Consider the following 14,687-nt stretch of genomic DNA (forward strand, 5'->3'; position numbering starts at 1 on the left):
ATCTTCCATCTTTTTCCTACATGAACCTTATCTTCCGATGGTGATATTATACTACTTTCGATGAGAGAAGTCGTTAGGGAAAACCTAAACAATTTCTAAACAATGTGTTTATTTCCGTCTCCACTTCAACAGCAACGCCGAATTAAGGATGACAAGCACGGAACCGCAATTATGCACCAGTGCTCCCGCCACCGGGTTTAAAATTCCGGTAATTGCAAGAAAAATCGCAAGGAAATTCAATCCCATAGAGAAGGAAAGATTTAATGTAATCGTGCGCATCATCTTTTTCGAAAGTGCAATCAGATGTGGTAATTCCTTGACTTCATCATCTACAAGCGCAATATCTGCGGCATCCACGGCAATGTCACTTCCGACACCACCCATTGCAATTCCAACATCCGCTTTTTTTAAGGCAGGTGCATCGTTAATGCCATCTCCTATCATACAGACAGCTTCTCCGTTTTTCTGATATTCTGCAATGTAATATAACTTATCCTCCGGCAGGCAGGCTGCACGCACCTGGCTGATTCCAAACTCTGCGGCAATGGCTGACGCCGCATTTTCATTGTCACCCGTCAATAGCACCGGGGTAACCTTTAAAGTCTGCAAGTCCTGAATCATGGAAACACTTTCTTCGCGGACTGTGTCAGATAATGCAAGATATCCTGCAAACATTCCATCTACTGCAACCAGAATGACCGTGCATCCTTTTCCTAAAAAATGCTGCATCTCTTCTTTCTGATTTGTCGAAACCACAACGTTTTGATTCTTTAACAGCTTCTCATTTCCGGCTAAGACCTTTTTCCCCTCTAAGACTGCTTCGATTCCCTGTCCCGGCAGCATTGCAAACTCTTCTGCTTCTAACAGATTTTCGGCTTGCTCTTTCCGGTAGCAGGCAACGACTGCTTTTCCCAGCGGATGCTCGGAATTGCGCTCCGCGGAGGCAACATAGCGGTAAAGCTTTGTATCGGAAATGGCGGCATCCGCACTTTTGCATGCGACAACCACCGGTGTTCCGTATGTCAGTGTTCCTGTCTTGTCGAACGTTATCTTGGACACTTTGGCAAGACGCTCAAGTGCATCCCCTTCTCTCACCAGAAATCCATGCTTTGTCGCATTTCCGATTGCTGCCATAATTGCAGTCGGTGTCGCAAGCACCAGTGCACATGGGCAAAATACAACTAATATTGTAACTGAGCGAATGATTTCTCCGGTAAAAAACCAGGTCAGTGCCGCCGCACTCAGCGCAAGCATGACAATCCAGGTTGCCCACCGGTCTGCCATTCCGACAATTTTCGCTTTTCCTGCGTCCGCGGACTGCACAAGACGAATCATTCTCTGAATAGAACTGTCTTCTCCGACCCTCTTCGCTTCCATCTCGAAAGCGCCGAACTGATTCACGGTACCGGGCGATACCTCGTCTCCCGGATTTTTATCGACCGGCATGGACTCTCCGGTCATGACTGCCTGATTTACAGACGTCTGTCCGGATAAAATAACGCCGTCCACCGGAATGGTCTCCCCCGGAAGGACGCGCAGAATATTTCCCGCTGCTACTTCCTGTGCCGGAATAACCGTTCCCTCTGTCCGTTCGCTGTCTTTATCGGCTGCAAGAACCCTCGCTGTCTGCGGCGTGAGGTGCACCAGCTTCTCAATACCGGCTCTCGCTTTTGCAACGGTCAGTTCCTCTAACAATCCACCAATCTGCATGATAAATGCCACTTCGCCCGCCGCGAAATCCTCGCCAATCAGCACTGATGCAATCAGCGCAAGCGATACCAGCACGTCCGCCTTGATATCGAATTCTGTAATCAGGCCAATCACCGCTTCCATATAATGGGAACACCACATAACACGATGGCTACCCATGCCGTATCAAACGGAAGTCCCGGTATCATCTTAAAAATACTGATAATAAGGGCAATGCCTGACAAAATTAAAAACATAATATCACGTTTTGTGCCTCCTAATTCCAGGAACCACTCCATCTTTTCCATCACTTTTTTCATAACTGAACCATACCTTTCTTCTTTTATACCTATGGGGGTATATGCAATACTATACCCATAGGGGTATTGGTTGTCAAAGGTGATACGTTGAGAACTTTTATCTATCAAATCATATATCAGAAAAAGAAAAGCCCTTCCGACAATGAACATGAGGTAATCCAAAAGTTAATTTTGAATCACCTCATGTTCATTGTCGGAAGGGCTTTCTGCTCTACGACATATTCGCAAACCGCTCTACTGCCTTTGTGAAATTTTCAATGGTTTTATCCGGGTCACCATGCTCTAGTCCGTCTCTGACGCAGTGCTTGATGTGCCCTTCTAACACGACCTGTCCCGCTTTGTGCAAGGCAGATTTTGCTGCATTTATCTGTGATAAAATATCCTCACATGGAATATCTTCATCTATCATTTTATCAATTGCCTGTACCTGACCGATAATTTTTTTTAATCTGCGGTGCAGATTTTCTGAATCCATACACTGTTTCATTGCATATCCTCCTTTTATACCCTGGTGGGTATGCTTTCATTGTAACAGAAAAAGAAAGGTTGTCAAATCGAAATCTATAACCACCATTCCGGTGTCAGTTTATCAAGTGTGACGACCCGGTTTTCCTCATAATCCATCATGATTTCAATTTTCTTATAATCCTCCGGCATAAGCTGGGTCATGAATTCACGGCAGGCACCACATGGCGGCATTGCCTTTCCCTCCGATGAAATTGCAATCACACGCTTTATTTCATCTTCACCATTGGTAATCATGTTAAAAATTGCATTTCGTTCGGCGCAGATTCCAAGTGTACACGCTGTGTCCACACACACGCCCACATAAATCTTGCCAGAACCAGACTCCACGGCGGCTGCAACTCCACCCGCTTCTATTCTTTTGGAAACATCACGTGGCTTTAATACCCTTTTTGCCGCCTGATACATCTCAGTCCATATTTGTTCCATCTGAATTTCCCCTTTTGTATATAATGTAAATACAGTATGCACCAGATTCATTACAATTTCAGTACTTATTATTTTAGGCCGCTTGCTTTTCTCTGCTATTGAATTGGACAACTACATTACAAATTATATTTCTTGTCCTATTTTGACTCATTTTTCCTTTATTTAGTTTCCATAAAATGCTTGATTTTACAATAGAGAGCAAGAACAAAAAAATTACCCAAAATAGATGCCCTTTTTCAGGATATTTGGGATAATTTTTCTTAAATGAATTGTATTTGTAAAATTAGGCGCTATTGGTTTACATAACGCTTAGTTTTAACTATGATATTGGATAATTCTGAGGTTTCCTCTTCCTGTTATCCAATATCTTTTCAACAATTGCATCATAGGAACATGCTTCTGCCTGAACAACCGTTCCAACCTCTTCTTCCTGCAATGCCTGTGTTGTCATTGGTCCAATCGAATATGCCGTTTTGACGGAAACGTTCTTAGGCAATGCCAAAAAAAATCTTTTCACATTTGAAGCACTGGTAAAAACAGCCTCAACTTCTGTCTCTTCTGTGGATTGCCAGATTTCCTTTTCCACAGGAACCTCTATATTCTCATAAGCTGCAATCTTATGTAGATGACAGCAACCCTGCAAAATATCTATGACCTCCTGCGAAGCTTCCTTTGCAGAAAAAAGACAGACATTCTCATCATTATCACTATGCAAAAAGTGTTCCCGCAATTCTGTTGCGAATCCTTCTCCTGTCTCTATTTTGGGGATGAAATCCGCGCATAGATTGTGTTTTTCCAGTTCTTCTGCTGTATGTTTTCCTACCACACCAAATTTACATCCAGCAAGCTTTCTTACATCCATTCTTGCATACTTTAGATTGAAAAAAAATGCCTTCACACCGTTTTTGCTTGTAAAAAGAATCCAGTCCATGCTACTGATTTTCTTTTCAAACTCTTCGATGATAACCGGTTCTATTCTTCCAACTTTAACTGCTAATACATCTGCACCAAGTTCTTCTAGCTTGGATATGATTCTGTTTTCGCCGTGCAAAGCGCTATCTTCTTCTATGTATGGTACCACAATTTTTCGGCCAAACAGTGGTCTTTTTTCAAAGAAATTCAGTTTGTCCTGCAATGCCACAACATTTCCAACTACAATTGTAGCTGGTGATTTCAGCTTTGCCTGTTCCATTTTTACACCAATATTTTCCAAAGTTCCGACGCATTTGCTCTGGGTCGGCGTTGTTCCGTTGGAAATGACTGCAATCGGTGTATCTGCACTTCTTCCGGCTTTGATAAGCCCTGCCGCAATACTTTTTACATGCGCAAGTCCCATTAAAAACACACAGGTCACCGTCTCGTCGGTAAGACGTGAATAATCTATCTCCATCTCTTCGTCTTTTCTGCTGTGTGCGGTGATAACCTGAAAACCTTTGGCGATTCCTCTATGGGTAATTGGGATTCCAGCATCCGCCAGTGCTGCAATCGAGGAACTGACACCCGGCACAACTTCTACCGGCACCTGACGTTCCACCAAATACAACGCCTCCTCGCCACCTCTGCCAAACACATACGGGTCTCCGCCCTTTAGCCGTACAACCAATTCATATTGTCTTGATTTTTCAAACAAAAGCTGGTTGATATCTTCCTGTTTCATGATATGTTTATGATTTTCTTTTCCAACATAAATCTGTTCACAACCTGGCTTGGTTAAATCCAGTAATTTAGGTGATAAAAGCCGGTCGTAAACCAGACAATCTGCATTTTCCACATATGCTTTTGTCTTTAAAGTAAGCAGGCCCGTATCTCCCGATCCTGCTCCTGCTAATACTACTTTTCCCATTGATTAATTTTCGTCTCCATTCTTGTTCGAAAGTTCAAATTGATTTTTATAGTTTTGAGAATTGGAAGCTGTTATTGTAAATCATCTTTTGATATTTCAATCGATGGATCATGTTCCATCCCTTTTAATTCAATATCCGATTTTGTAGACTGGAAATTATCTCTCGATTTGAATATCTCTCGCAACGATTATATACACGCCTGCGTCAACATTTTGTATGTAAGCCTTGTACCCATCAATACTTTCTTCAAACTCAACTGCATACTACGATAAGCTTAATAAAACTCGGTTAATTTTCTGTCAAGTTCTCTTATTTCTTCATCGGAAGAAATCTCTCCTAACAAAGCAATTTTTTCAATTTCTTCTCTATCTATTCGCAATTTTTCAATTTGCTCCAAATATTCTTCACCTAATGATACCCCAAATATTGCACCATACTCTTCACGTACCACATTGCTAAAATAGTCTGGTGAAATGTCAAAAAAACGCCCCCTTTTCTTACATAATATATAGTGTAAAAAAAGAACCTTTTTCATTCTATCCATATCATGTAAAAAAATGTAAAGTTCTTGTAAGCTTTTCTTTGCAAAATTAGTTGCGTTTCCTTACATTCAGGAGTATCATTGCGTTGACACAACATCTAGGAGGAATCAATTATGAAATTAAAAACCAGACAAATTACAGTCACTGCAATTCTGCTGGCAATCTGTATTGTAAGCCAGTTCTTTAAAAATTTAAGCGTATACCTTACCGGACCAATCATCAATGCGGCTCTCATACTAGCTGTCATCTATGCCGGACCTGCGTGCGGTATCATCTTAGGTATTATTACACCAATTACTTCCTTTTTCATTACAGGAAGCCCGATTATGGCAGCTATTCCAGCCATGTTCCCATGCATTATGATTGGAAACATTATTCTGGTTGGCGCTGTCGCACTTCTTCGTGAAAAATGTGGGAAAACCGCAGGGTTTCCAATTTCCATTGTAATCGGCGCTGTACTGAAAGCATTGTTTATGGGAGTCGCTATTTCCCTTATTATCTTACCTAACATGCTTCCACCAAAAATGCAGCCAATGATGCACATTTTACAGCTTCAGTTTTCCGTTACACAGCTTATCACGGCCCTAATCGGTGGTGTCTATGCGCTCATCATTTACGCTGTTCTTCGCAAAACATCAATTGGAAAGTAGCACTCATTCTTACTTTTTTCGTGCTCAAAAGACTATTCGACAATTTTTTAACAAAGGAGAACGCTTGCTATGAACAAAGACAAAGATTTTCTTGGAACGGAACCGGTCGGAAAACTGATGTTTCGTCTGGCTATTCCGACCATTACTGCCCAGCTGATTAATATGTTATATAACATCATTGACCGCATTTACATCGGCCACATTCCAGGCAGTGGTGCGCTCGCTCTGACCGGCGTTGGCGTATGCATGCCCCTTATCATGATTGTTTCTGCTTTTGCAGCACTTGTAGGCGGCGGTGGCGCTCCACGTGCATCCATTGCATTGGGAAAAGGAGATACTGACACAGCGGAACATATTCTTGGAAACTGCTTTTTCCTGCAAATTCTGGTCTCCATCTTTTTAACCGTCATTCTTTTGCTCTGTAACCGGAGTCTCCTGCTTGCCTTTGGTGCGAGCAGCAACACAATTGAATATGCCGTAAATTACATGAATATATATACAATTGGTACAATTTTTGTACAAATGACACTGGGAATGAATATGTTTATCACAACACAGGGATTTGCGAAAACAGGAATGCTTTCTGTTCTAATCGGAGCTGGTCTCAATATCGCACTTGATCCATTGTTTATCTTTGCATTCCGTCTCGGCGTCAGGGGGGCAGCTCTCGCAACAGTTCTCTCACAGGCCGTTTCCTGCATCTGGGTTCTTGCTTTTTTAACCGGTAAAAAGACAATCCTTCATATCCGAAGAAAGAATCTTATGCTTTGTCCAAAGATTATTCTCCCTTGCGTTGCCCTTGGACTTGCCACCTTTATCATGCAGGCAAGCGAAAGCATTATCTCCGTATGTTTTAACTCTTCACTTTTAAAATATGGTGGAGATATTGCGGTTGGAGCCATGACGATTTTAACCAGTGTCATGCAGTTTGCCATGCTGCCATTGCAAGGCTTAGGCCAGGGCGCCCAGCCTATTTTAAGTTTTAACTACGGTGCAAAGAACGCAGAGCGTGTAAAAAAGGCTTTTAAACTTCTTCTAGTTTCAAGTCTTTGTTACTCCACCACTCTATGGGCATTTATCCTGATTTTCCCGCAGATATTTGCCGGAATGTTTACGACGGATTCTGCACTTTTACGTTTCACACAATCGGCACTTCGCATCTACTGTGCATGCCTGCTGCTGTTTGGGATTCAGATTGCATGTCAGATGGCATTTACCTCTTTTGGTAAAGCAAAAGCTTCGATTGTTGTTGCTGTTACACGAAAATTCATCCTGTTACTGCCATTGATTTACCTGCTTCCTCATATCTGGACAACGAACCAGACCAATGCCGTCTATCTGGCAGAACCAATTGCGGATTTTATCGCGGTATCGTTTACCTCGATATTATTTACTTTTCAGTTTAAAAAAGTCTTAAGGGAATTAAATCCGTAAACTTGCGACACCAGGCCGCACAAAAAAATGTCTAGAGCCAACAACTCTAGACATTTTTTCAACTATTTTGTTTTTCCTTACATTAACTTATATCCGCCATCAATTTTAATGACTTCACCATCAATAAATTCTGCATCATCACTTGCCAGAAATGCAACCAGCTTTGCCACTTCTTCCGGTTTCGCCATACGTCCCTTGCATGTTTTGGAAGCCTGATAATCTAATAATTCCTGTGGTAAATCCTTATTCATATCGGTTGCCACCCAGCCCGGGCACACACAGTTTACGTTTACATAAGGTGCAAACTGCAAAGAAGATGTCTTGGTAAGACTGATAAGCGCTGCCTTTGACGCATCATATTCCGCACTTTCCGCATTGTATGTCGTCATAACATCTATGGTTGCAATATTTACAATCTTTCCATATTTGTTTTTTACCATTTCTGCTCCAAGAATTTGCGTAAGTAAAAATGGTGCATACAAATTTACCTGCATGGACTGTTCAAATCCCTGTACTGTTTTCTTTTGAAACTCATCATACAGCGCAATCCCCGCATTGTTTACAAGCACATCTACTCTTCCAAACACCTCTAAAGCCTTCGATGCCAGTTCTCTGACCTCGCTCTCTTTTGCAAGGTCAGCCTTTATCACTGCTGTTTTCACACCATACTTTTTCTTTATATCTTCACTGATATTTTCTGCTGCCTCTTTGCTATTCACATAATGAACAATAACATCATATCCTCTTGATGCAAACTCATAGGCTTCTGCCTTCCCCATTCCTCTGCTTGATCCTGTAATCATTGCTACTCTATTCATTCTCTTCATCCTCCAATTTCTCATCATCTTTCTGATTTACTGTTTCCATCCACTCGGGCAGGAATTTTTATGACACTTAAAGGTTCCTCATTTTTATTCGTTCTTCTGTTTCACCTTTCTTAATAAACTGTCTGCAAATCTGTTTTATGTTCCTATTGCTGTTTTTCATACTGTTTCATTCATTTTGTCGATTTTATTTTCTATCCAAACTTGCTCTTTCTTCCAAATAGTACGTTTTCGTACTATTTGAATAGTAGTACGAAAACGTACCATTGTCAAGTGCTATTTTTTCTTTTAACGTTTTCCCCAACTATTACTGCCTGGATGAAGATTTTTTTATTTCACGCAGTATTTTTTGTGATTCTTAAGTAGTTCGCAGTGAAAATTACTGTTTAGATGACAATTTTTCCATTCTGTACCGTATTTTTCGAAAATATCATGTAATTACCAAGAAAAAATACTGTATAAAACAAAGAAAATTTGTTCTATACAGTATTTCCATTTAGGAAGGATTTACAAGGTAACTTGGCAGTCTCTTCCAACTTTCGTCCATTTATTTTCTGATATAAACCGTATATACCTCATCTGTGACCTCATACACCGGAAGGAACATCGTTTCTGTTCCATTGTGTGAGGATTTGTAACTGCTTTGCTGCCATGGATATGCCTCATAAGTATGCTCCACAAAAGGAGTGAGCGCTTCTTCTATGCTTCTTCCATCTAAGCAAAAATGCTTGCCTTCCTCTCCAATTGCTGCTAAAACAATCGGGCCATCGAGAATAGCAGTCACATTCTCATTATCAGATAACCCTTCTCCCAGAAGATGTGAAAAAAATACAACCGAAATTTCTTCTTCGTCAAATTTTTTCGTTATGGAATAGTATTCTTCCCCGGTGTTTATCACCTCCCCATTGATTGCAATACACCCATTTGCCCAGACCGGAATTCGAAAACTTAATTCCATGACATCCGAGGAACTGACGGTAAACTTAAAGGACCATCTGGATTTTGTTTTTCTATTTTTCTCCTCTCCAAACAAGGCTCCAGAACAATATGTCATATCCACTTCCTGTCGGATGGACACTTTTTCCTGATTTAGTGCAAACGAAGCTTCTGAATTGATATATTGTTCAACGGAAACCTTTCTCTTTTCCTCATCCTTATAATAAATGAGGGATGCATATAATGTCTGTGCCTGAACCATAGTTCCGGTACAGCACCAGAAACTTCTGGTCTTATTTCCCCATTGTTTACGGCTGCCGTATCTTAATGGAAGAAAATAAGTTGGCATTCCGGTCACTTTATTCTGCTGCGCCAAAAAGGCATTGTATAAAATGCGTTCAATATAATCGCTATACTCTCTTTTTCCGGTAAAACGATACAGATACTCTGCCAGACGAACCATGTTATACATGGTACAAAATTCCTGCGTTCTCTCGCTGATTGCCTCATAAAAATGATGTGGCGGAATCCAGAATTCACCCGCATTTTGTCCACCGGTCGCATAAGCTTCCCTGTCCCTTTTTGCCTGTTTCCAAAACGCGAGAGCAAGCTTCAACCATTTTTCATCCCCGGTCACCTCATACATACATGCAGCTCCATGCGCTTCCGGAATGGAAGCATTCGCATGATTATCGGTCAATGCATCTTCTCCTTTTGCAAGAAGCGCAAAATCACTGTAAACGCTGTAAGCATCTGCTAACTTAAGATATTTTTCCTTCCTGGTAATCCCATACAGTCTTGCCCATATTTCAAGCATTCCACCTGCTTCCCCTTTTACGACGACCTCAGGCTTATCCTTTAAGTATTTTACCCAGTCGACATACCAGTCGGATGCATGGTCTAATAATTCAAGTGCAGCCTCATAGCCGGTGCATTCGTATGTATCCAACAACCCCATCAACGTCTTATGAAGCGTATATTGAGGCGACCAGATATACTCCTTATTTTCCAAACGCTTCATATATTTTTCTGGAATGGAGCCTATCCACTGCCCGCCATTTGCCTTTTGACATATTTTCAATTCATCAACAATTGTGTATAGTTTTGCCTCTAATTCCCGGTCTTTGTTGATGACTGCAAGATGTGCAGCCGCTGACATCCAATGACCTAGGAAATGTCCCCGCAGCTGACAGGTAGGTGATTCCCATCCCCAATGGATATACGTGTCATCCGGGTCCGAAATCTGTTGTAATCCCGGAAGCATGATTCCGGCTTCCAGATAAAAATTCTGGAGCAATGCCCTGTTATCCAGTTCCATTAAGTAATCTCTGTTTATCTTCTCTCTCTCCTTAAAAAGCCCCTCTGTCAGTCTTACCTCTGATAATTTTAATGACTTCATATCGTTTTCTTCTCCCATTCATTTTTGCGGCAACTCTTGGGTCGCCATTTCCCTATCTTGTGGCTATATATGTACTATAATCGTTTTCATTTTAAAAAAACAGGTGTATTATATGTATATACATGGAAAATTTTTGCTTTTTTGAAAGGATGGAAAAAGTATACGATGAATGAGATAACGTTAAACGAAACAGATGGAATTTATGTAGATAAAATAGACTTTTTAACAGCAAATACACCCTTTTTTCATGTGGATAGAATCGCAAAATCCAATGTTTTTATCTATGTTATCTCAGGATGCATATATGTTTCTGAGGAGGGAATCGATTATGAAATTGCGCCCGGTGATATGATACTTCTAAAACAAGGAACCCATCAATATGGAACAAAGCTGATTGCCGCCGGTACTTCCTGGATTTATGCTCATTTTTATATTGGAAAAATTGTAAAAAGCGAAGTTTTAGATTTTCCTTTGGATTCTTCAAGTATCACTCTTCCAAAGATGGTGCGTAACCTCTTGCAAACAGACTTTTCACAGCGCCTAAAACAAGTAATCCGTCTTTCCGAAAGTAATAAAACTCTGTGTAAAAACAGAGTTTCATCGGCTTTTCAAAGTATTTTATTGGATTTATACGAACACGGTAAACCAGCCTTACAAAAAGATTTGTCGGATCAGATTTTGGACTATCTTCAGTGCAGGGTTTCCGATACCCTCTCCGGCAGGGAAATTGAACAAGATTTCCACCTCACCTATCAATATTTAACCAGAACTTTTAGTGAAAAAAATGGCATGGGCATCTTGCAGTTTCACGCCCGGCTTAAAATGCAGGCCGCTGCCAGAGAACTGCGTTCCTCAAATAAAAGCATTTCTTCGATTGCCACAGAATTCGGATTCAGCGATGCCTTATATTTTAGCAAATGTTTCCGCAAGCAATTTGGAATCTCTCCAAGTGAATATCGAAAGAACCAGATATTTGACGCATTTTTCTGCTAAATAACTAACTCCATCTCCTTGGCATCACCAATACAGATTGCATTGCGGCCTTCCCTCTTTACCTGATATAGGTAATTGTCTGCCTGATGCAGAAAATCCCAGCTTCTGTTTGACTCTGTCGGAACTGTAATACAGATTCCCTGGGATATTGTTACAATAGATGCATTTCTGGAATATTCATGCTTAAGCTGCAAGCCTGCAATGTCATTTTTAAGCTTCATAGCTTTGGATAAGATCTCATTCCTGGAAAGTCCTTTATATATCACAATAAATTCATCCCCTCCGTATCTGGCGCAAAAAATTTCTTTGCTCTGCATCTTATTTAATAGGTTTGCTACCTGCATAATGCACGTATCTCCTGCCTGGTGACCGTAATTGTCATTGTATTCCTTAAAATAATCAATATCTAGAATCTCAATCGCATAGGGAACCTGTTCCCGAAGGCACTCGTCCATCAGATGCTGTGAATAATCTGTAAGTCTGTATCTGTTTGCAAGTCCCGTGAGTGCATCCGTCTCTGATTTTTTCAAAAGAAGCGCATTCTGTTTTTTTACCTGCTCCAATGCGTTTCGAATTCTTATCATGTTCGCAATCATATGCTTGCTTTCTTCTTCCATCGTCATAACAAGCTCATAGAACCGCATCGATGCATTTTTGTATTTTTCCATATCATTCTGGGATTTATAGTACTGGATTTTAAGTGCCAGCAGCTTTCTTTCCAGATTGATAATATCTGTATTCTCTATCACAGGATCTAATTTCCCCGCTATCTGTGCGCAAATATCATATTTTCCAATTTCAAATGCAAGCTCGCAAAGGGAATATAAGTCATCAAACAAATCAAGAATTGGAAGTGGTCCGTCAAATTTATCCGGATTTTCCAGACTGTCCATAATTCCCTGAATGATTTTGTCCCTTTCCTCTGTTTTACCGCAGCAATTATAGTATCTGGCTTCCATGCAGCCCACATACACATAATCCATATCATTAAAATATGATTTACACTGCTCGTTCAGACTGCGCACATATTCGCCGGCACGGTCTATTTTGCCTTGCAACAGATAGCAGCTTGCAAAATTCGTATAAATCATAATCAGACGTCCTAACTGCTTTTCCCTATCAGGGCTCTTCTGATAGATGTCATAAGCTGCTACAAACTGTTCGTTAGCCTCCTGATAGACACCATTTTGCATATATAAATAGCCCAGATTGATGTGTATCCTACATTCGTCAAGACGTAAGTTATGCTCCTTCGCACATTCCAAGGCATCCAGATAATAGTCCACTGCAACCGGTGCATTTCCTCTGTTAACAGAGGTTATCGCCATTATATTATAGGCTCGCGACAAAAGTCCCCACTGTTTTGTCTCACTTAAATATGGGATTGCTTTGGTCATACATGCAAGCATAAGCTTTATCTGATTATGCACATAATAATCTCCATTCCGCCGCCTTCGGCTGGCGGCACAAATAGTAATGAAAGTGTTCCAACTCTCTACACTGTGCTGTAAAATAGTTTGCAAGAAGCTACACTACAAAGCACGGGAGGAGGAGTTGTAATAACTTTCTTCGTTTTAGACAGCATAATAATCAGTGTAAGTTCTGCCTTTTCAAGCACAAATAAGTGGCATCATGAATCCGTACACTAAGAATTGTTTAAGCACCTTAGTTTAATTGTGTGGCAGTTCAGTCAATGGCTTCTTATCATTCACGAAAGGAGTCTGACTATGAAAGTTACTTATCAAACCTGTTGTGGTATCGATGTTCACAAATCTTTTCTCGTTGCCACAATTGTAAAAACCACTGGTGGCATTGAGCCTTCTTACCAAAAGAAGCGCTTTTCCACCTTTAACAATTCAATTCTTGAATTCAAGCAATGGCTTCTCGACAATGATTGCCATGATGTCTGTATGGAATCCACAGGTAAATACTGGGTTCCTGTCTTTAATCTTCTGGAAGATGAGATCAATGTTGTCATTGCCAATCCCAAGTGGGTAAAGGCTGTGAAAGGCAACAAAGATGATACCAAAGATTCTAAATGGATTGGGGATTTATTCCGTCTCGGACTTGTCAAAGGCAGCTATATCCCTTGTAAGATAGTCCGTATTCTCAGGGAATACACTCGCTATCGTTACAAGCTTGTTTCCTGCCGTTCAAGTGAAAAGAATCGATATCAGAATGCTCTTACTGTCTGTAATGTTGCATTAGATTCTGTTGTTTCCGATATCTTTGGGAAGTCATCCATGTCCATTATCGACTATCTGCTTGAACAATCGGGTACATCCATTAACCACGAAGAAATCGCATCTAAGCTTCTTCGGAGCCTCAAATCCAAAGAAGATGCTGTTATAGAATCCGTCGAAGGATATCAGATGACTGATGCCCAAAAATACCGTGTGCGCCTCGTCCGCACACATATGGATTATATCACAGCAGAAATCAACGATGTTGATAAAATGATAGAAAATATGATTTCTTCTAATCCTGATTTTGAAAATGCTGTCCAGTTCCTCTGTACCATTCCGGGTGTCAAACGTGATAGTGCAATCACTATCATCTCCGAAATCGGTACTGATATGTCTCAGTTCTCAAGTTCCAAACGTTTATGTTGCTGGGCTGGTCTTACACCAGGCAGCAATGAATCTGCTGGTAAGAAGAAATCTGTTCGGATTACACGTGCCGGTGTCTACCTCAAACCTGCATTAGTACAGTGTGCTCATGCAGCCGTAAAATCTGACAAATCTCCTTACTACAAAAAGAAATATGAATCACTTGTTAAACGTCGTGGCAAGAAAAGAGCCATTATCGCTATTGCCCGTATGATTCTTACTGCCATCTACCAGATGCTGTCTACTGGTGAGCAGTGGAATCCGAGCGATCTTTACAAAATCGATATGCCTGTAGCTCTTGTTGAAAAACAAAAGGCAAAAGCTATCAAGCAAGCCAAGAAACTATTGCAACGGGAGGGAATACTTCCTCCTGATGAACCATTAGCTTCTTAATCTAATTCACTATATCTATAACACTCTAAAAAGTTGCCTGATTTAGACAGCTTAGTAAAGTGCGCCCATTTATGGCTGTCCTCTACTTTCTTTCACACTA

At 40.8% G+C, this 14,687-nt stretch carries 11 protein-coding genes and 1 pseudogene; 4 read left to right on the forward strand and 8 right to left on the reverse strand.

Going from position 1 to position 14,687, the window contains the following annotated elements; genetic code table 11:
- Positions 1–108 precede the first annotated feature (108 nt).
- The 5 genes and pseudogenes from BIV16_RS15610 to BIV16_RS15630 form a co-directional block, all read right to left on the reverse strand.
- A pseudogene (locus tag BIV16_RS15610) lies at positions 109–2,009 on the reverse strand (heavy metal translocating P-type ATPase).
- Between the two features lie 211 nt (positions 2,010–2,220).
- On the reverse strand, positions 2,221–2,496 hold the full coding sequence (locus BIV16_RS15615) for a metal-sensing transcriptional repressor (protein WP_075681177.1): 276 nt from the start codon (positions 2,494–2,496) through the stop codon (positions 2,221–2,223).
- Between the two features lie 74 nt (positions 2,497–2,570).
- Positions 2,571–2,963, reverse strand: coding sequence for a cytidine deaminase family protein (locus BIV16_RS15620; RefSeq protein WP_075681484.1), 393 nt, complete (start codon positions 2,961–2,963; stop codon positions 2,571–2,573).
- Between the two features lie 319 nt (positions 2,964–3,282).
- Positions 3,283–4,806 carry a uroporphyrinogen-III C-methyltransferase gene (gene cobA / locus BIV16_RS15625; RefSeq protein WP_075681179.1) on the reverse strand — a complete coding sequence of 508 codons (1,524 nt, stop codon included), beginning with the start codon at positions 4,804–4,806 and terminating at the stop codon, positions 3,283–3,285.
- A gap of 275 nt (positions 4,807–5,081) precedes the next feature.
- The gene (locus BIV16_RS15630; RefSeq protein ID WP_143524768.1) at positions 5,082–5,342 is read right to left on the reverse strand and encodes a hypothetical protein; all 261 of its coding nucleotides are present in this window, start codon (positions 5,340–5,342) and stop codon (positions 5,082–5,084) included.
- Positions 5,343–5,462: 120 nt separating this feature from the next.
- Here BIV16_RS15630 and BIV16_RS15635 point away from each other — a divergent pair, with 120 nt between their 5' ends.
- The gene (locus BIV16_RS15635; protein WP_075681183.1) at positions 5,463–5,999 is read left to right on the forward strand and encodes an ECF transporter S component; all 537 of its coding nucleotides are present in this window, start codon (positions 5,463–5,465) and stop codon (positions 5,997–5,999) included.
- 69 nt (positions 6,000–6,068) lie between these two features.
- A complete protein-coding gene (locus BIV16_RS15640) occupies positions 6,069–7,433 on the forward strand; it encodes an MATE family efflux transporter (RefSeq protein WP_075681185.1) in 1,365 nt (454 codons plus the stop codon).
- Between the two features lie 77 nt (positions 7,434–7,510).
- On the opposite strand, the gene BIV16_RS15645 is transcribed toward BIV16_RS15640, so the two are convergent.
- Together BIV16_RS15645 and BIV16_RS15650 are read right to left on the reverse strand one after the other, a co-directional pair.
- Complete coding sequence (locus BIV16_RS15645) at positions 7,511–8,251, reverse strand: SDR family NAD(P)-dependent oxidoreductase (protein WP_075681187.1); 741 nt, start codon at positions 8,249–8,251, stop codon at positions 7,511–7,513.
- 553 nt (positions 8,252–8,804) lie between these two features.
- Entirely contained in the window at positions 8,805–10,592 is a 1,788-nt protein-coding gene (locus BIV16_RS15650; protein WP_075681486.1) for a beta-L-arabinofuranosidase domain-containing protein, read from the reverse strand.
- Between the two features lie 348 nt (positions 10,593–10,940).
- Here BIV16_RS15650 and BIV16_RS15655 point away from each other — a divergent pair, with 348 nt between their 5' ends.
- On the forward strand, positions 10,941–11,585 hold the full coding sequence (locus BIV16_RS15655) for a helix-turn-helix domain-containing protein (RefSeq protein WP_159435942.1): 645 nt from the start codon (positions 10,941–10,943) through the stop codon (positions 11,583–11,585).
- Here BIV16_RS15655 and BIV16_RS15660 read toward each other — a convergent pair.
- The gene (locus BIV16_RS15660) at positions 11,582–13,015 is read right to left on the reverse strand and encodes a tetratricopeptide repeat-containing diguanylate cyclase (protein ID WP_075681191.1); all 1,434 of its coding nucleotides are present in this window, start codon (positions 13,013–13,015) and stop codon (positions 11,582–11,584) included. The two genes, BIV16_RS15655 and BIV16_RS15660, sit on opposite strands and share 4 nt — an antisense overlap.
- A 297-nt stretch (positions 13,016–13,312) precedes the next feature.
- On the opposite strand from BIV16_RS15660, the gene BIV16_RS15665 reads away from it, so the two are divergent.
- Positions 13,313–14,587: an IS110 family transposase gene (locus BIV16_RS15665; RefSeq protein ID WP_075680211.1), complete on the forward strand. Its 1,275-nt coding sequence runs from the start codon at positions 13,313–13,315 to the stop codon at positions 14,585–14,587.
- Positions 14,588–14,687 lie beyond the last annotated feature (100 nt).

Origin of the sequence: Roseburia sp. 831b (assembly GCF_001940165.2) — a bacterium.
GTDB lineage: Bacteria > Bacillota > Clostridia > Lachnospirales > Lachnospiraceae > Roseburia.